Below are 18012 nucleotides of genomic sequence, written 5' to 3' on the forward strand. Positions count from 1 at the left end.
TCGGCTGGCTCTCGCCGTCTTCGCCGGTGGCCGTGACCGAGCCCGTGACGCTAAGGGCGATGGTCTGCGTGAGGCCGACGGTCTGGGGCTTCTTTTCGTGCCCGCCTTGTTCGACGAGGCGGTCGGCTTGACGTCGATCGACGTGACGGGCCGGGGGCCACTGGGCGTACGATGATGGGACGTCCATGACCGCGATCAGGGCGACGATGGATGGGGGCGCTGTGATGAGCGTGGCGCATGCGCGGGCCGGCTCGCGAGGAACGACGAGGGGCCCCGCCGAGGCGGGGCCCCTTCGTGCGCCGCCCTTTTGGTGGCAAGACCAGTCGCGGGAGGTGGCGCGCGCATGCGTGCGGGCGGGCCCCCAGGTACTGCTAGGGGGCGCAGGTCGACTGGTTGATGACCCAGCGTGCCATCTTGCCCGAGGGCTGCGATGTGCCGTGGCCGATGTAGCTCGTGATCCCGGGATTCATGATCGGCCCGTAATCTTCGATGCGAAAGTAGCCACCCTCGGGAATGATGTAGAGCAGGGTGCCGATGGTGGTGTGAAACACGGGTCCCCCTCCGGTTCCTCCTGCCACGCGGCAGAGGTCGCCCGGTGTGCCTGCCTGCGCGGCTCCCGGCAGGCCGAGTGCCGCGGTTGCGGCCAGCACGGTGGCGGTGGTCATGATCGACTTAATCTTCATGTTTTCTCCACGGTTAGTACGGGACAATGCGCGAAGCTCGCGTCTGTCCTTTGACAGGGCACAGGTCCTCATCGGGCGCCCTCGCAGGAGAGCACCTGCGGGCGCCGCCCGTTGAAGCGGCGCAGCGTGTGGTGGGGCGTAGTGCCGTGTGCCGGTCTACGCCTCCATGGCCGCGAGACCGAGTCTTTCATCCAAGCGGCAGGGCGGCCAGAGTCGGTCGTCATAGTCTAGGTGCGCGTTGGACTGTACCGCATCGGAGTTCTATATTAGGTAGCTACCCCCGGGGTTTGCCCTGCTCGCCGTATTTTGCTCAGGGCTCTCTCGCCCGTCGCGCCCCGGGGTAAGAGGGCGCAAGGGATCTCTCCACTCTCGTGGTGGCGTTGCTAGGGCGCGTGCCAGCGCGGGCGGGATGCCGCGGAAGGGGGACGGCTACGACGCGTTCTGAGCCTCTGGGATAGTGGGCCGGGTGTTGCTTGGCGGCGCTCGTTGAGATGGCGAATCAACTAGCGGTTACGACCGCGGGTCGGGGGTCGCGGCGGCGGTGAGCTCTGCGTTCGGCCGCGACTGCCGAGGGGTACTTGGCGCCGTGTGGGGTGGCGAAAATCTCGCTTCCCCTCGAGTGCTCGCCTGCTCCTGGCCTGGCCCTGGCCGGTGCGGTCGGCCGTGATTCTGGCTTGGCGCGTAGGCGGAGTTGTGTCAGCCGCGCACCGCTTCGACAGCGAAACGGGGCCCCTGAAATCAGGGGCCCCGAGGAACTGTCGGACGCCGTAGGTGTCCGTGGCAACGTCGAGTCCGCTGCGTCGCACTAGGGCGACGCGCAGATTCGCGCTGCTGTAAAGCGGTCTGCTACTTGCAGGGCACCGAGCTGGCGAAGGTCGCGTCAGCCGTGGTGTTCTGCGAGCTGATGACCTCGAAGGGCCACTTCTTGTCCTTCGGGCAGGACGTCGTCTGCAGCCAGTTCTGCTTCTTGGCGTTGGCGTTCGTCTTGATCTTCATCGTGCGAAGGGAGATCGGCACGCCGCCCACGACCTGCAGCTTCTGTGGGACGACCGCCGTGGCGATGTACGCCCACTGGCCGGTGCCCTTCTTGATGCTGACCGGCACCGGGGTCTGCACGACGGCCGGGTTGGTCATCTCGGTGTAGAGGAAGGCCTTGTTGGCGCCGCCGTTGACGAGCGTGAACTTGGCCGTCGTCGAGACGGTGTCGGCCCAAGCCGTTGCGGAGCCGGCGCCCATGATCGAGCCCGCCGGGCACTTGGCCTTCGGGAGGCCTGAGTTGATCGCCGATTCACTGCACTTCGGGGCCTTGCCGCCGTTGTAGAGGCTGCCCTTCGGGAACTTGATGACGACCTGCTGCACGATCGGCTTGTTCTCGCCGTCCTCACCGGTGGTCGTGACCGAGCCCGAGACGTCGAGGCTGACGGTCTGCGGCTTCTTCTTCGTGCCCGCCTTGTTGGGCGAGACCTTCGGCTTGACCTCAATGGTCGTGACCGGCGTGGGTCCCTGGGCGTAGGACGGCGCGACGGCCGCGGCCGACAGCGCAATCAGGGCGACGGTGGGGATGGCGAGCTGGAGCTTGCGCATTGGGAGACCCTCTTCTCCTCGGGGATGAACCTCAGGGCGCTCGCGCAGGTCGCGTTCGACGCGACCGACGGTAGAGCCGACCCCTGAATAGGCCAAACGTACACGTTTGCCACGATCTGTGACGCAGTTCGCTTGACGGCCTCCTGTCCGCCTGGCCAGCCGTCGCGCTGGACGTCGGCTATTGTGCGCCCCGTCACGGCGCGGCCGGCAGGTTTCGCAGCGACGGGAGAGGGACTCTGCAAGATGTCGACCGTCCGCGCGACGGCAGGCGCTGGGAGAAGCAGAGAAGGCGCGCCTGCGTCATGCTCTCGTCGGACCCGAGGTAGGAACGATGTTCCTGGCCGAGGGGTCAGCAGCACCGCGGCATAACGAAAACAAAACCGGTTTTCAGCCTGAGACTCGATGTATAGTCAGATCGCTCGCGCAGCTCGTCGGCCCTTCGGCGCCGCGTGAATTAGGAGAAAAGCCCTGTCCCGTTCCGCCATATCCCTGCGCCGTACCCGGCGCTGGACGCCGATTGCCCTCGCTCTGATCGTGGTGGCCGTCGTTGCGTACCTGCTGTTCGCGCCGGAACCATCGCGCGAGTACCGACTGGTCTTCCAGAACTCGAGCCAGCTCGTCAAGGGCGGCGTCGTGCGCATCGGCGGGACGCCGGTCGGGACCATCAAGAACATCCAGCTGACGCACGACGACCTCGCCGAGGTTCGCGTGTCCGTCAGCGACGAGTTCGCCCCCCTGCACCAGGGGACCACCGCGGGCGTTCGCGCTCAGGGCCAGGCGGGCGTCGCCAGCCGCTACGTCGACATCAGCCCGGGCTCGAACCTCGAGCCCGAACTGCCCGACGACGCGGTCATCCCGGTCGACGCCACGGCCTCGACGGTCGACCTCGACCAGATCTTCAACGCGATCGACGGCAAGACCCGCGCAGGCCTGCGCCGGTGGATCGACGGCTTCTCGCAGTGGTATGACGGGCGCGAGGCCGAGGGCAACGCCTCGGCCGAGCAGCTGCCGAAGGCGCTCGCCGCCTTCAAGGACCTCGGCGCCCAGATCAACGCGCAGAACTCCGACTTCGAGCGCCTGCTCACGACCAGCGGTCAGGCGCTCGGTGCGCTGGGCCAGCACAGCCAGCAGCTGACCGGCGCCGTCGGCGGTGCCCGCGGGACCGTCCAGGCGATCGGTGCCGACACGGCCGCGCTCAACGGCGTGCTCGACGACATGCCCGCCACGCTCAAGAACGGGAGCGAGGCGCTCGCCAGCCTGCGGCCGGCGATCGACGACTTCCAGAAGCTGGTCGACGCGTCCGACGAGCCCTCGCGGATCCTCGCGTCCTACTTCCGCAACGACCTGCGGCCGGTCCTCAACGACTCGGTGCCGGTCATCAAGAGCTTCCGCACGCTGCTCGAGCGTCCCGGCGCCGGCAACGACCTGCTCGACTCGCTGCGCGACCTGCCGGCGGTCGCCAAGGCGACCGACTCCGCCTTCCCGCAGGGGATCAAGGGCCTGAAGACCTCGACGCCGATGCTCTCCTTCATGCGCCCCTACGCTCCGGATCTGATGGCCTGGTTCCGTGGCTTCGGCGCGGCGGCAGGTACCTATGACGCCAACGGGCACTACGTCAGCTCGCTGCCGGTGACCGACGCGTACAAGCTGGTCGAGGACGGCGCGGGCGGCAAGCTCGAGCCGAAGCCGCCGTCCGAGCGCGGCAAGGACTTCAGCACCGGCAACCTCAAGCGCTGCCCGGGTGCCGCTGCGCCGGCCCCGAGTGACGGCTCCGCGCCGTTCCGCGACAAGGGTCGGCTGGCCAACGTCGACTGCGATCCGTCCCAGACGCCGGGAGCCAAGAAGTGATGCGTCGTCGTTGGTGGGTTGCACTCGCGGCGGTCGTCGTCGCGCTGGTGGTCGCGGTCAGTGCTCTCGGGTCGAACGGGAGCGACGAGGGCGGCGACCGGTACCGCGTGCGCGCGGTCTTCGACAACGCCAGCTTCATCATCCCGGGCGAGGACGTGAAGGTCGGCGGCGTGATCGCCGGCAAGATCGAGAAGACGGAGCTGAGCGACGACAACAAGGCGATCGTCGTCTTCAGTCTCGATCCCGCCTTCCAGAACCTGCGTCAGGACGCGACCTGCCACGTCGGCCTGCAGTCGCTGATCGGCGAGCAGTTCATCGAGTGCGTGCCGACGCAGCCGCGCGGCGAGGGCGTCGCCCCGGTCGCGCCGCTCGCGGTGATCAAGGACGGCCCGGGCAAGGGCCAGCGGTTCCTGCCGGTCACGCAGACCAGCAGCCCGGTGGGTCCGGATCTGCTTGCCAACATCATGCGGGTCCCGCAGCAGGAGCGCTTCCGCCTGATCCTCGCCGAGTTCGGCGCCGGCTTCGCGGGCAACGGTACGGAGCTGCGCGCGGCGATCAACCGGGCCAACCCGGCGCTGCAGCAGACCAACCGCGTGATCCAGGTCCTCGCGGACCAGAACGAGCTGATCGCGCGGCTGGCCACGCAGTCCGACCAAGCGCTCGCGCCGCTGGCGGCCAAGCGCAAGGACCTCAGCGGCTTCATCCGCACGGCGGGCCAGACCGCACAGGCGACCGCGGAACGTGGCGACGCGTTCGAGAAGAACCTCGAGCTCTTCCCGGCCTTCCTGCAGGAGCTGAAGCCGGCGATGGAGCGGATCAGTGCGCTCTCCGACCAGCTCGGGCCGAGCGTGGCCAACCTCTCTGCCCAGGCCGACTCGCTGAACAAGGTGACGACGAACCTCGGGCCGTTCTTCAAGGCGGCGACCCCGGCTTTCGTGAGCCTCGGCGACGTGGCCGATCGGGGTCGCAAGACCTTCCCGGAGATCTCGACCCTGGTCGACCGGGCGGGCAAGCTGACCAAGCCGCTCGGCCCGCTGGCGAAGGACCTCGCCAACCTCGGTGACGACTTCGACAAGAACAACGGGATCACCAACCTGTTGCGGACGATCTACTACTACACGGGCGCGATGAACGGGAAGGACGAGACGTCCCACTACATCCGTGCCAGTCTCTTCGTCGGTGTCTGCGCGGATCGCGTCGCCCGCTTCGATGCAGACTCCTGCTCGGCGCGATTCTCCACGAAGGCGGATCCGCAGCCGAGCGGGCAACCCCTGGGTACGGCCGGTCCGCTCATGGGGCCGACCAGGACGCCCGCGGGTACGACGCCGGTCGCAGGAGCGCCGGCTGCGCCGGGCGCGGCGGCACCTGCTGCTTCCCGTTCCAACGCCGAGGTTGGCGATAGCGCCGAGACGAAGCAGTTCGTAGAGAAGCTGGACTCGCTGCTCGGCACGGCACCGAAGGGCACCCGATGAACCCGCGCACGAAGCGCAGCTCGCTGGCCGCCAACCCGGTGCTGATCGGCGCGGCGACGATCCTGATCGCGATGGTCGCGATGGTCCTGGCGTACAACGCCAACAAGGGCCTGCCGTTCGTCAAGACCTACGACATCAAGGCCCAGCTGCCCGATGCCTCGGGTCTGATCGTCGGCAACGACGTCCGCAAGGGTGGCGCCCGGATCGGCGCCGTCAGCAAGATCTCCCCGCGGACGGCGCCCGACGGCAGCGTCGGCGCGACCGTCTCGCTCAAGCTCGACGACTCGGCCCGCCCGTTGCCCGTCGACAGCGTGATCGCGGTACGCCCGCGCTCGGCGCTCGGTCTGAAGTACGTCCAGCTCGTCGCGGGCACGTCGAAGCAGATGCTGCCGGCCGGGGGAACCATCTCCCTCCAGTACGCCGATTCGAAGCCGGTCGAGCTGAACGACTTCTTCACGATGTTCGACGAGCCGACGCGCACGGGCTCGCAGGAGAACCTGCTCGAGTTCGGCAATGCGCTCGCCGGTCGTGGCCCGGACCTCAACCGTGCCTTCAAGGACCTGCTGCCGCTCGTCGAGCACCTCGAGCCGGCGATGCGCAACATCATGCGGCCGGAGACCGGGTTCACCCGCTTCTTCCCGGCGCTGGCCCAGGCCGCGGGCGAAGCCGCCCCGGTCGCCCAGCAGCAGGCCACGGCCTTCGTCGGCCTGCACCAGACGTTCGGTGCCCTGGCCAGCGTTCGCGACGACCTGCAGCAGACGATCGCCTACGGGCCCGCCGCGCTGCAGGCGGGGATCGACGAGTTGCCCAAGCAGGCCTCGTTCCTGAACGAGTCGACCGAGCTGTTCCGCCGGTTGCGGCCGGCGTTCGCCTCGCTCAGCAACGCGGCACCGAGCCTCGCCGGTGCGGTCACCGCCGGCGTGCCGGCCCTCCGTCGCTCGCCGGACCTGAACAAGCGCGTTGTGACGACGCTCGAAGCGGTCAACCGCTTCGGCACGGATCCGAGCGTGCTCAACGGCATCAGCGAGCTGAGCAGGACGGTCAACGTCCTCAAGCCGACCGTGGCCTTCATCACGCCGGCGCAGACCGTCTGCAACTACTACGGCCTGCTGACACGCAACCTGGCGAGCACACTGTCCGAGTCGACCTCGACCGGCAGTGCCTTGCGGACCGGGGTCATCGTCCTGCGCCAGCAGCCGGGTAGCGAGATGGGTCCGGCAGCAGTTCCGGCCAACGGGCCGCAGATGTACGACCCGTTGAACAACGCGCAGTACGACAGCTTCCTGCACAGCAACCCGAACCCGAACACCGCGGCTCCGGGTCAGACCCAGGAGTGCGAGGCAGGCAACGAGCCTTACGTCATGAACAGCGGCAAGGTCATCGGCAACGTTCCGGGCAATCAGGGCAAGAAGACCATTCGTACGAAGGGCACCCCGTGAAGAAGGCTCACGCGAAGCGCCCGGGCCCGGGCATGAGCCCGATCAAGGCGGGCATCCTCCTGATCGTGCTGATCTTGATCGGCGTCTTCTTCGCCTTCACGAAGCAGATCCCGGGCAAGCAGCACTACGAGATCAAGGCCGTGGTCCAGACCTCGAACCTGCTCGCCAAGGGCGCCGTGGTCCGGATCGCCGGGGTCAACGTCGGCAAGGTCGTCGACAGCGGTCGCTACCGCGACAGCAACCTGGCCGAGATCACGATGCGGATCGACGGCAACGGCCGTCCGGTTCGCAAGGACGCGACGATCAAGATCCGCCCGCGGCTGTTCCTCGAGGGCAACTTCTTCGTCGACTTGCAGCCCGGGACCCCCGGTTCGCCGCAGCTGCCCAACGGCGGGGTGATCCCGCTCGGCAAGACGGCGGTCCCCGTCCAGTTCGACCAGGTCCTCAGCTCGCTGAAGGCCGACTCGCGCAAGGCGCTCCAGCAGACCGTGCAGGGCCTCGGTGCCGGCTTCGGCTCGACGCCGACCGCGCAGGAGGACGTCAGCCAGGATCCCGAGGTCGCCGGCCTGACCGGTGGTCAGGCGCTCAACCGCACGCTCGAGACGAGCGTCGACTCCCTGCGTGGCGGGGCGAAGGTCGCGAACGCGCTCGGGGGCGAGAAGCCGGGTGACCTCAGTCGTGCGCTCGAGGGCATCGGTGACGTCACGACCCAGCTCGCGGCCAACCAGGGGCAGCTCGTGAGCCTCGTCGACCACTTCGACAGCACGATGCGCACGATCGCCAGCCGCTCGCCCGAGCTGCGGGCCACGATCCAGAAGCTCAGCGTGACCGCAGCCCGCGGCAAGCTGACCTTCGCCCAGCTCAACGAGGCGTTGCCGCCGACCCGTGCTGCGGTCCGCAACCTGACCCCGGCGATGGCCGAGGTGCCCAACGCCGTCGAAGCGTCGCGTCCGTGGCTCAAGCAGGCCAAGTCGTTGGTCTCGCCGGCGGAGTTGCAGGGTTTGCTCGACGACCTGACGCCCTCGCTCGGCGACTTCGCCCAGCAGCTGCACACCTCCCGCACCTGGATCCCCGAGATCGATGCCTTCTCCCGCTGCATGAACGAGGTCTTCCTGCCGACCCTGTTGGTCAAGGTCGACGATGGTCCGCTCTCCTCGGGTGTCGAGAACTACAAGGAGTTCTGGTACGCGATGGTCGGACAGGCTGGGATCGGCCAGAGCTTCGACGGGAACGGCAGCAAGCTGCGGATTCTCGCTGCGGGCGGCACCAACTCGATCAAGAGTGGACTGGTCAACTTCACCGGGCGCCCGCTGTTCTCCAACATGACCTCGCCGTCCGCAGGCACGAGCCCCGCCTTCAGCGGGCAGGTGCCGCTGGTGCGTCGCGACGTGCGCTGTGACCAGAACCCGGTGCCGGACATCAACGGGCCGGCGTCACGCGGCACGGGCGACGGCGCGACGCCGAGCGCCACGGCTCCGCCGTTCCCGCCGATGAACGTGGAGGCGAAGAAGTGACCCGCGGATGGCGTGGACATCTCGTCGAGAGTGGCTTCATTCTCGTCATCGCCCTGCTCGGGATCCTGGTCGGCGGTTACATCTTCGCTCACCAGAAGGTCACCGCTCCCGGCTGGGTGCCGGTGATCGGGCAGGAGTACTACAAGCTCGAAGCGCGCTTCACCAGCGCCTCCGGCGTCATGCCGGGTCAGGGCCAGACGGTCACGATCGCGGGCATCAACGTCGGCAAGGTCCAGGGCATCCGTCTCGACCAGGGCAACGCCATCGTCACGATGCGGATGGAGGTCAAGTACAAGGACCGGATCTTCCCCGACGCGACGATGCTGCTGCGTCCGAAGACGACGCTCAAGGACATGGTCATCGAGCTCGATCCGGGCCACCGCGCGTCCGGTCCGCCGCTCGAGCCGGGAACGGTGCTGAACACCTCGGCGACCGCGCCCGACGTCAACTTCGACGAGATCATGGCCACGCTCGACACCGACACCCGCGCATCGCTGGCGATGCTGCTGGGCGAGGCGGGCACCGCGATCGGCGGCCAGAAGGGCGGCCGGGCGCTGGCCCGGGCCCTGCGGCGGTTCGAGCCGCTCTCCCGCAACGGCAAGACGGCCTCCGAGCTGCTGGTCACCCGTGAGGCGTCGCTCAAGCGCGTGATCACCAACCTCGGTCTCGTGACCAAGGAGCTGGGCAGCAATGACGCTCAGCTGGCCGGCTTCGTCCGCGAGAGCGACAAGGTCTTCCGGCGCTTCGCGGCGCAGAACGCCAACATCGGCAAGACGCTCGACGCGCTCCCGGGCGCGCTCGACTCGACCAACGTCGCGCTGCAGAAGGCGGGCCGGCTCTCGGTCACGCTCGAGGACGGCCTCCGCAAGTTGAAGCCGACGACGGAGAACCTCGCGCCGGCGCTCAAGCAGGTCGCACCGTTCTCGCGCACGACCACCCCGGTCCTGCAGAACCAGCTGCGGCCGTTCGCCCGCGACGCCCAGCCGGTTGCTCGCAAGCTCGTTCCCGTCGCCGATCAGCTGGCCAAGGCGACGCCGGACCTCGACCGCTTCACCGGCTTCCTCAACAACCTCTTCGACTCGATGGCCTACGACCCGCCGGGCAACGGCAAGAGCCAGCAGAGCTTCCTGTTCTCGCTGCCGTGGGCCAACCACAACAGCAACTCGGCTCTGTCGGTTCAGGACGGGGTCGGCCCCCTGCAGCGCGGCTTGCTGCTGATCTCCTGTGGACAGCTGAATCTGCTTGAGCCGTTGCGAAAGTACAACCCGACGGTGACCGTGCTGACCCAGCTGCTCAACCTGCCGCAGTTCAGCGACCCCAACGGCTGCAAGAGCAGCATCACCACCAAGTGATCAAGACGATCCCCACCATCCCGAAGCTGTTGGCCATGGTGATCTTCGCCTTGGGCAGCTTCAGTGCGCTGCTGTTCCTCTGGGTCTCGTTCGGCGGCCCCGTGCCGCTGCACGCCAAGGGCTACCGCTTCGAGGTGCTCTTCCCGCAGGCCGCGCAGCTCGCGCGGCAGGCGGACGTCCGCATCTCCGGCGTCACCGTCGGCAAGGTCGTCGCGCTCGAGAGCGGCGTCGGCAACCGGACCCGGGCCACGATCGAGCTGCAGCCGCGCTACGCGCCGATCCCCGCGACGGCGAAGGCGATGCTGCGCTCGAAGACGCTGCTCGGCGAGACCTTCGTCGAGCTCGCTCCCAACCGCTCGGCTGCGAACGCGCGCCCGCTGCCCGAGAACGGCAGCCTCCCGGCCTCGGCGGTCTCGCCGACCGTCGAGCTCGACCAGCTGCTGCGGGCCTTCGACCCGAACACCCGCAAGGCCTTCCGGGTCTGGATGCAGACCCAGGCCGGCGCGATGCGCGGGCGTGGACAGGACATCAACGCCGCGCTCGGGCAGTTCCCCGGCTTCGTCGACGAGATGGAGAAGCTCGTCGCCACGATCGACACCCAGAGCACGGCCGTGCAGCGGTCGGTCTCCGGCACGGGCCAGGTCTTCGACGCGATCAGCAAGCGTCAGGGCGACCTGCGGGGCCTGATCGAGGCGAGCAGCAAGACCTTCGGCACGATCGGCGCCCGCAACCAGCAGCTGGCGGCGATCTTCAAGAACTTCCCCGCCTTCGAGCGTGAGGCGACGGAGACGCTGCCGAAGGTCACCGCCTTCGCCGACCGCTCCCAGCCCGTGGTCGAGCGCCTGCAGCCGGTGGCGACCGAGATGGCCCCGACCTTCCAGGCCATTGAGCGGCTGAGCCCCGACCTCGAGCGGCTGATGAACCAGCTCGGGCCGGTCATCGACGCGTCCGACAAGGGCCTGCCGGCGCTCGATCGGATCCTCAACGGCCTGCCGCCGTTGCTGGACGCTTTCGATCCGTTCCTGCAGAACATCAACCCGTTGCTGCGCTACTTGGGCGAACACAAGGGCGACTTCACCTCGTTCGCGGCCAACATGGCGATGGCGTCACAGGCCAGCCAGTTCCTCGGTGGCGATGACTCGCCCCCTGGCTTGTCGGGGGTTGCGAACTACCTGCGGGTTGCGCAGACCATCTCGCCGGAGAGCCTGGTCCTCCAGAAGCGCCCGCTCGGGCAGAACCGGAGCAACGCCTACGTTGCGCCGGGCGGGATGAGCAAGCTCGCAAGCGGACTGGAGTCCTACAGCGGGGCCTCCTGCAACAATGGGGATCCGGCACCGCCCACGCTTGAGCCTGGCGCACCGGACTTGGCCCAGTATGTGTTCCGTAGCAGCGGCCGCGATTCAGCGCGACCGGCCTGCACGGTGCAAGGCAAGCAGCCCGGATACCAGACGATCTTCCCTCAACTGCAAGCCGATGCCCCCGTGGGCACCGAAGGAGGCGCGCGATGAGCGCACCCCGCACGACGAGCGGTGTCCTGGTCGTCGTTGCTGGCCTGTTGGTCCCGAGTGCAGCGCATGCGCTGCCGACGACGACGTCTACGACGCCGACGACCACCAGCACCAGCGCGACGACCACCAACGTGGTCCCGCCCCCGGCGGCGACCACCACGGAGACGGCACCGGCGCCGACCACGGAAGCGGCACCGACCACCACGACCGCACCGCCGGCGACCCCGCCGGCGGAGCCCCCTGCCACGACGACGCCGAAGGCGTCGACGAAGGACAAGGGCAAGGACAAGACGCCGGAGACGCCCGTCGCCGACGACAGTGGTGGGGACGGCCGCGCCGCGGCCCGTCGTGCTCGGCGCGCCGAGGAGCGTCGCGCCGCCCGCGAGAAGGTCAAGGCCGAGAAGCAGGCCGCGCGGGACGAGAAGCAGCGTGAGAAGGCGGCCAAGGAGAAGGCCGAGAAGCGCAAGAAGAAGCAGGCCGAGAAGCAGGCCCGCGAGGCGGCGGCGCAGGCCGGCGGCACGACCGGCGGCAACGCGGGCGCAGCCGGCGGCAACGACGGTGGCATCCCCGGGGGCGAGATTCCGGCCCCGCCGGCGTCTGCCGTGCCCAACTTCTTCATCGACCAGTTCCAGATCCCGCCGTTCCTGCTGCCGATCTACCAGGCCGCGGGCATCCAGTACGGGATCCGCTGGGAGATCCTGGCCGCGATCAACGAGATCGAGACCAACTACGGGCGCAACCTGAGCATCTCCAGCGCCGGTGCCCTCGGCTGGATGCAGTTCATGCCGCCGACGTGGAAGTCCTACGGCGTCGACGCCAACGGTGACGGCAAGGCCGACCCGTTCAACCCGGTCGACGCGATCTTCGCCGCCGCGAACTACCTCAAGGCCGCCGGCAGCGACACGGACATCCGCAAGGCGATCTTCGCCTACAACCACGCGGACTGGTACGTCAACTCGGTCCTGGCCCGGGCCCGTGTCATCAGCGGCCTGCCCGCCGACGTCGTCGGTTCGCTGACCGGTCTCACGCAGGGCGTGTTCCCGGTCGAGGGCGACGAGGCGACCTACCCCGGCGACACGACCGGTGACGCCGGCGGCAACGACGAGGCCGCGAAGGCCGACGCCGCTGCGGCTCCGGACGACGCCCAGAAGCGCAGCATCGAGATCGAGGCCCCGAGCGGCTCGGACGTCGTCGCGGTCCAGGACGGCACCGTCACCAGGATCGGCGAGAGCGAGCGACTCGGCAAGTTCATCGAGCTCCGCGACGTCTACGGGAACCGCTACACGTACGGCCACCTCGCGTCGATCGCCAAGACGTACCCGGCCGCGGCCGAGGACAAGACGGCGGACCCGAAGGCCGAGGACGGCAAGCCGGCCAAGCTGCCGGCGCCGACCGAGCCCGCGACCGCCGGTACGCAGCAGCCCGGCGACACGAGCCCGGCGACCGACGCCAAGGCCGACGCCAAGCCCGCCCCGACCGACGGCCCGATCGCGACCGATGTTCCGGTTGCCACCGACGGCGAGCTCGGCAAGGAGCGCCTGTTCGCCAACCCGGATCGTCCGGGAGCGCAGCAGGCCGACGTGTCGACGGAGGAGCCGGCGGCTGAGGAGCCGAAGGTCGAAGCCGGCGTGACGATGAAGCCGCTCGTGCGTGGTGCGCGGGTGGTCAGCGGCACCAAGCTCGGCACGGTCGCCAAGCTGGCCGGTCGCAAGAAGGACGCGGCGAAGGACGACGAGACCACGGCGCTCGACCAGGACGCGACCGTCCCGGCCGACACGACGAGCCCGAACGATCCGAACGCCCTCACCGGCGTGACGACCGACGAGGCGCTCGCGACCAACCCTGACGCGGGGACGCCGGAAGGCAGCGAGCCGGGGGCGATGACCTTCGAGATCCGCCCCGCCGGCAAGGGCACGCCGCGGATCGACCCGACGCCGATCCTCGAGGGCTGGAAGCTCCTGCAGACGACGTCGACCTACCGCGCGAAGGGCAACAACGCGCTCTTCGGCGGTGCCGGCAGCCTCAACGCCTCGGCGGGCCAGGTCCTGCTGATGAGCAAGGAACAGCTCCAGCGCCGGGTGCTCGCCGACGACCAGATCGAGATCTACCCGCGGGGGATCGAGCAGATCCGCGCCGGGATGATCGACCGCCGGATCCTGGCGACGCTGGCCTACCTCTCGGCCAACGGCCACAAGCTGTCGGTCTCCTCGCTGGCCCGACCCGGGGCGATCACGAGCTCCGGCAACGTCTCCGAGCACGACTCGGGCAACGCGGTCGACATCGCCAGCGTCGACGGGCAGGTCATCTCCTCGTCGACGCAGGGCAAGGGCACGATCACCGAGGACGCGATCCGCCTGCTGCTCCAGCTGCAGGGGACCGCGAAGCCGCACCAGATCATCAGCCTGATGACGCCGTCGGACTTCGGTGGGGCGGACAACATCCTCTCGCTCCCCGACCACGACGACCACATCCACGTCGGCTTCCGGTCCGAGGACAGCAACGACCCGACGCTCGGCCGCCAGCTGACCTCGGTCCTCAAGCCGGGCCAGTGGGACGACCTGATGGCCCGCCTCGGGAAGATCGAGAACCCGAAGGTCGCCTCGAAGCCCTCGAAGTACGCCCTGCGGACCACGGTCCCCAAGCGCGCCAAGAAGAAGTAGCCACCGCCACAGAGCGGTAGCGGTCGAACGGGGCGCGCTCACTGAGCGCGCCCTTCTTCGTGGTGCGGGCAGGTCTTCGCGCAGGGTGGGGGCGGTGTCCTCGTGAGACGGGTCTGCCTGTGGCCTTCCCGGGCCTCGGGGACGACCTCCGGGCGGGCGGCGTCCCAGAACGCGAACGGCCGCCCCTCATCGTGAGAAGCGGCCGCCTACGGCTCTCGTCTGCCGGGCACGGACGTCGGGAGGGCACACGCTTCCCTCCGGACAAGTCCTCCCGTGCCGCGCTGAGCGGCCCTCGGGCCCTGCTGCGCCCCCCTAGGGCACCACCCGCGGCATGATCTGGGACGGTTGGACGCCGAGACCGATCGCGAGCTTCTGCAGGACGCGGTAGCCGACGTTGCGAGTGCCGCGCTCGACCTGACTGATGTAGGTCCAGTGGAGCCCAGCCCGGTGGGCGAGCTCCTCCTGGGTCAGATTGCGGACCTTCCGCAGCTCACGAACCTGATCCCCGAGAGCCAGCAGCTCGGGGTCCTTCTCTGGTGACGCAGGTGTGGTGTCTGGCGTTTGGGACGGGACCATGCCGATGGATCAACTCACGCAGTCGGCCACCACTCCAGAGATCATGCGTCCAGTGCCGGCCGCGACCGCCCGCGCTGCTCCCCGGTGGGGCGGAGACGACCTCCGTCGGGCGACTCCCGGGACACGCTCCCAGGGCCACGCGACGCGGTCGCCTTCCGGCGGGCCGGAGTGCGAGAACGGGCCTCCGTGCAGGTCAGGGGCGGTCGGGCATCACCTGGGACGGCGACAGGTCGAGGCCGCGGGCGAGCTTTCTCAGCGCCTTGTAGCTGATGTCGCGTTTGCCTCGTTCGACTTGGCTGACATACGTCCAGTGGAGCTCGGCGCGATGGGCCAGCTCCTCCTGGGTCAGCTCGGCCGAGTGGCGCAGATGGCGCAGGTGGAGCCCGAAGGAGATCAGCTCCGGGTCCTTGCTCGACGGTGAATCCTGGTGCGAATCGGGACGGTTCTTCGACATACCCTTCCATCAACTCATTCGGCAGACGATCCATCCAGAGACGATAGGCTCAAAATGCCACGTAAATGTACGTTGTCCGGGCCGGGACTCCCACGCTTTTCCCGTTCCCGCTGTAGTAGTTCGCACGGGAATCACTTTCGAGCGGCAACCCGCCAGAATTCGCGAAGACCGCTTTCCCTACTGGCGTTTGCGCATCTTAGGGCTCGGCGCGGAGGGCCGCGTCCCAGCGGGGTTCGCGATTCGTTGCACGATTCCCATGAAGGCGTTGGACGACGTAAACGAATGTTGGCTTGCCCTGGACGTTCCGGTCAGTTAGCTTCGCGTCCTGAGCTGCCCCGGCAGGAGGAGTGTGGTATGCAAGTTGATCATCCGCGTGACAGTCAGGCCCGCCAGGACCAGACGGGACCGCTGCTCACGGCGTGGGAGCAGGCGTTCACGGCGCCAACTTCCTGGCGAGAATCACTCGCCGCAGGCATGGACGCCATGATCGAGCTGTTGGAGGCTGATCGCTCCGTCGCCAAGACGTGCGTCCTGGCCCAGCTGCCGGTCTCGACCGGAGGGCCACTGGTCTGGCACCGAGAGCTGGTCCGTGGTCGCATCGTCGACGTGATGCACCGTCAGTGGGACCGCTGCGGCGGCCCGCCGGTGCCCTCGGTGCACTTCGAGGTGTTCCTGGGCGAGGCCTGTACGTTGCTGCGCGACCGCGCAGCGAAAGGCACCAGTTACGCCGACCTCACCGGCCTCGTCGTCGCCCTCTGGGGCAACGAGGGGGGCCCTGGTGTGAGCGAACGGTCGTCGAGCATCGATGCTGATGCCGGCGCCGCGACGGACGACGGGGTGCAGCACCGCCCCGCCCGGAAGCGCCCGAGCGGGCACACCCGCCCGGCGGCGCACTAGACGTTCCCCGAGCAGTACGCCGTCGCGCCTGCGCGCGGGGTGGGTATCCGGGCTTCAGTGCCTGGATCCCGCCCGATCGGTGTCCGGCGGCGCAGCCGCCGCCCCCTTCGCGATCAGGGCCGCGATCCGCGTCCCCGGTCGCGGGGGTGTTGGGCCATGGCCGTGGCCGAGGCCGAGGAGGGATGGCGGACGGGCCTCGGGGTCAACGAGCGCTCGAGCCGGCGGCCGAGGCTGGAGGAGTTGGTTCGGAGGGGTCGGCCGGGGCTTGCTCGGAGGGCCTTCCCGAGGAGCTTGCCTGGAGGGGCCGACGGACTGGCCTGGAGAGGCCAGCGGACTGGCGTGGCGGGCCGTCGGACTGGTCTGGAGAGGCCAGCGGACTGGCCTGGAGGAGTCGCGGACTGACCCGGAGGGGGCAGGGGGAGCTGGCCTGGAGGGCCGGAGGTGTCGGCCTGGAGGGGCCCCGGAGGACTGGCCCGGAGGGGCCGGCGGGGCGCTTGGAGCCGGTCGGGGGCCGGCGGGGCCTGAGAGGGGAGCGTCGGGGAGGCTGCCGCGGGAAGGGACACGCGCGACGGCAGGGCCGGAGCTGCTCGGTGACCGGAGGAGGCGTCCTGGCCCGCCTCCGTGTCGACCCTCGGTACTAGGAGGTCTTCTCGGTCTGCTGCTGCTCGCGGCGGACGCGCTGATGCTCGACCGCGGCTTCGCGGGCGGCCGTAGCGCCTGCGGTCCCGGCGTAGGGGAGGAAGAGGCCGTAGACGAGGTCCGGGACGGCCTCGCGCAGCTCGTCGAGCTCGCCGCGCAGAACGCGGGCGTAGACGACCTCGTGGATGCCGCCGGCGATCGTCTCCGCGGTCAGCGGGGGAACGCCCTCGCCGCCCTGGGCCTGCTTGACGCCCTCGGAGATCAGCCCGGACAGGATCTGCATCGTCTTGTCGCGGCGGGCCACGGCATCGGGGCCGGCACCGAGGACCTCGACGACGCACATCTCGGCCATCGCCGGATCGTCCGCCAGGCGCTCGACGAGGACCGCCACGGCACCGGTGGCACGCTCGATCAGCGACCCCTCGCCCCGGAAGACCTCGGCCATCTCGTTCTGCAGGGCGCCCGTCGCTTCGTCGTACGCTGCGAGGAAGGCTGCCTCCTTGTTGGAGAAGTGGTCGTAGAACGTGCGGCGTGAGACGCCGGCCGTTCCGATGATGTCCTCGACCGACATCGTCCCGTAGCCAGCGATGCTGGCGACGTCGACGACGGCACGGAGGATCCGCTCTCGCTGGTTCTGCGCGACGGTCTCGCGGGTGAGACCGTGGCGACCCGGAGGCAGTTGCCCGGGCCGCCTACCGCGGCTCTTTGTCTCGTTCACACGAGGAACATAGCCGTTTCGGAGGACAGATTCCTCCCCCCGACCGGGGGGACTGTTACTGAACGGTGGCCTGCCGGTGCCGCAAGGACGCCGGCTCCACCCGTCCGAACGGGTGGTAGGCCGGCGGGCTGTTCCGATCAGGCGATCGAGAAGCCTTTGCCCTGTTTGCGGATCCGCCCCGAACGCTGGAGCGGCGGGAGCAGGCGGAAGAGGGCGCTGACCGGGACGTTCAGTCGCTCGGCCATCTGGCTGGCGGTCAATCCCGGCTCGGTCGCGATCAGCTCGAGCGCCGCGCGCTCGTAGTCCGCGCCGGAGGGCTCGGGCTCGGGCTCCGGCTCGCGCCGCGCCGGAGCAGCCCGACCGGTGCGCTTGCCTGCGGCGGTGCGGCTCTGCTGGCGCTTGCCGCGCGCGCGGCTTCCTTCGGCCTCGCCGAAGCCGTTGCCGCCGAGGAGGTCGCCGCCGCCCGGAAGCGGGAAGGCGCTGACGTGCGCGGCCACGGCCTCGGGGTCGAGGCTCGTGATGGCGCTGCGCAGCTGCTGGAGCGCGTGGTACTCCTGGACGAGCGGCTGGATCTCAGCCATTCGTTCGTCGATGCGCTTCTGGAAGTCGTCGATGAGGTCCAACGGAACAGGCTCCACTATGGGGTGGTGAGCGGGTGAGACAACGGG

14 protein-coding genes are annotated in these 18012 nt (G+C 69.0%); 8 read left to right on the top strand and 6 right to left on the bottom strand.

Annotated features, from left to right (window positions below; translation table 11 throughout):
* Nucleotides 1–371 precede the first annotated feature (371 nt).
* Entirely contained in the window at nt 372–683 is a 312-nt protein-coding gene (locus ACVUH9_RS13695; RefSeq protein ID WP_475757804.1) for a hypothetical protein, read from the bottom strand.
* 846 nt (nt 684–1529) lie between these two features.
* The gene (locus ACVUH9_RS13700) at nt 1530–2267 is read right to left on the bottom strand and encodes a hypothetical protein (RefSeq protein WP_475757806.1); all 738 of its coding nucleotides are present in this window, start codon (nt 2265–2267) and stop codon (nt 1530–1532) included.
* Nucleotides 2268–2804: 537 nt separating this feature from the next.
* Here ACVUH9_RS13700 and ACVUH9_RS13705 point away from each other — a divergent pair.
* From ACVUH9_RS13705 to ACVUH9_RS13735, 7 genes are read left to right on the top strand one after another with little or no spacing between them, the layout of a single operon-like run.
* Entirely contained in the window at nt 2805–4115 is a 1311-nt protein-coding gene (locus ACVUH9_RS13705) for an MlaD family protein (protein WP_475757808.1), read from the top strand.
* Nucleotides 4115–5587: an MlaD family protein gene (locus ACVUH9_RS13710; protein WP_475757810.1), complete on the top strand. Its 1473-nt coding sequence runs from the start codon at nt 4115–4117 to the stop codon at nt 5585–5587. The genes ACVUH9_RS13705 and ACVUH9_RS13710 overlap by 1 nt, the downstream gene beginning before the upstream one ends.
* On the top strand, nt 5584–7026 hold the full coding sequence (locus tag ACVUH9_RS13715; RefSeq protein WP_475757811.1) for an MlaD family protein: 1443 nt from the start codon (nt 5584–5586) through the stop codon (nt 7024–7026). Before ACVUH9_RS13710 ends, ACVUH9_RS13715 begins: the two co-directional genes overlap by 4 nt.
* Nucleotides 7023–8540 carry an MlaD family protein gene (locus ACVUH9_RS13720; protein ID WP_475757813.1) on the top strand — a complete coding sequence of 506 codons (1518 nt, stop codon included), beginning with the start codon at nt 7023–7025 and terminating at the stop codon, nt 8538–8540. The genes ACVUH9_RS13715 and ACVUH9_RS13720 overlap by 4 nt, the downstream gene beginning before the upstream one ends.
* Nucleotides 8537–9892, top strand: coding sequence for an MlaD family protein (locus ACVUH9_RS13725; protein WP_475757815.1), 1356 nt, complete (start codon nt 8537–8539; stop codon nt 9890–9892). Before ACVUH9_RS13720 ends, ACVUH9_RS13725 begins: the two co-directional genes overlap by 4 nt.
* A complete protein-coding gene (locus tag ACVUH9_RS13730; protein WP_475757817.1) occupies nt 9889–11400 on the top strand; it encodes an MlaD family protein in 1512 nt (503 codons plus the stop codon). Before ACVUH9_RS13725 ends, ACVUH9_RS13730 begins: the two co-directional genes overlap by 4 nt.
* A complete protein-coding gene (locus tag ACVUH9_RS13735; RefSeq protein ID WP_475757819.1) occupies nt 11397–14060 on the top strand; it encodes a lytic murein transglycosylase in 2664 nt (887 codons plus the stop codon). Before ACVUH9_RS13730 ends, ACVUH9_RS13735 begins: the two co-directional genes overlap by 4 nt.
* A 312-nt stretch (nt 14061–14372) precedes the next feature.
* On the opposite strand, the gene ACVUH9_RS13740 is transcribed toward ACVUH9_RS13735, so the two are convergent.
* Together ACVUH9_RS13740 and ACVUH9_RS13745 are read right to left on the bottom strand one after the other, a co-directional pair.
* Nucleotides 14373–14636 carry a helix-turn-helix domain-containing protein gene (locus ACVUH9_RS13740; RefSeq protein WP_475757820.1) on the bottom strand — a complete coding sequence of 88 codons (264 nt, stop codon included), beginning with the start codon at nt 14634–14636 and terminating at the stop codon, nt 14373–14375.
* 193 nt (nt 14637–14829) lie between these two features.
* Complete coding sequence (locus ACVUH9_RS13745) at nt 14830–15090, bottom strand: helix-turn-helix domain-containing protein (protein WP_475757822.1); 261 nt, start codon at nt 15088–15090, stop codon at nt 14830–14832.
* A gap of 354 nt (nt 15091–15444) precedes the next feature.
* On the opposite strand from ACVUH9_RS13745, the gene ACVUH9_RS13750 reads away from it, so the two are divergent.
* Complete coding sequence (locus ACVUH9_RS13750; protein WP_475757824.1) at nt 15445–15987, top strand: hypothetical protein; 543 nt, start codon at nt 15445–15447, stop codon at nt 15985–15987.
* Between the two features lie 637 nt (nt 15988–16624).
* On the opposite strand, the gene ACVUH9_RS13755 is transcribed toward ACVUH9_RS13750, so the two are convergent.
* The gene (locus ACVUH9_RS13755; protein WP_475757826.1) at nt 16625–17344 is read right to left on the bottom strand and encodes a TetR/AcrR family transcriptional regulator; all 720 of its coding nucleotides are present in this window, start codon (nt 17342–17344) and stop codon (nt 16625–16627) included.
* A gap of 137 nt (nt 17345–17481) precedes the next feature.
* Nucleotides 17482–17967, bottom strand: coding sequence for a hypothetical protein (locus tag ACVUH9_RS13760; RefSeq protein WP_475757827.1), 486 nt, complete (start codon nt 17965–17967; stop codon nt 17482–17484).
* Between the last annotated feature and the right edge of the window lie 45 nt (nt 17968–18012).

Source organism: Patulibacter ginsengiterrae (assembly GCF_056269115.1).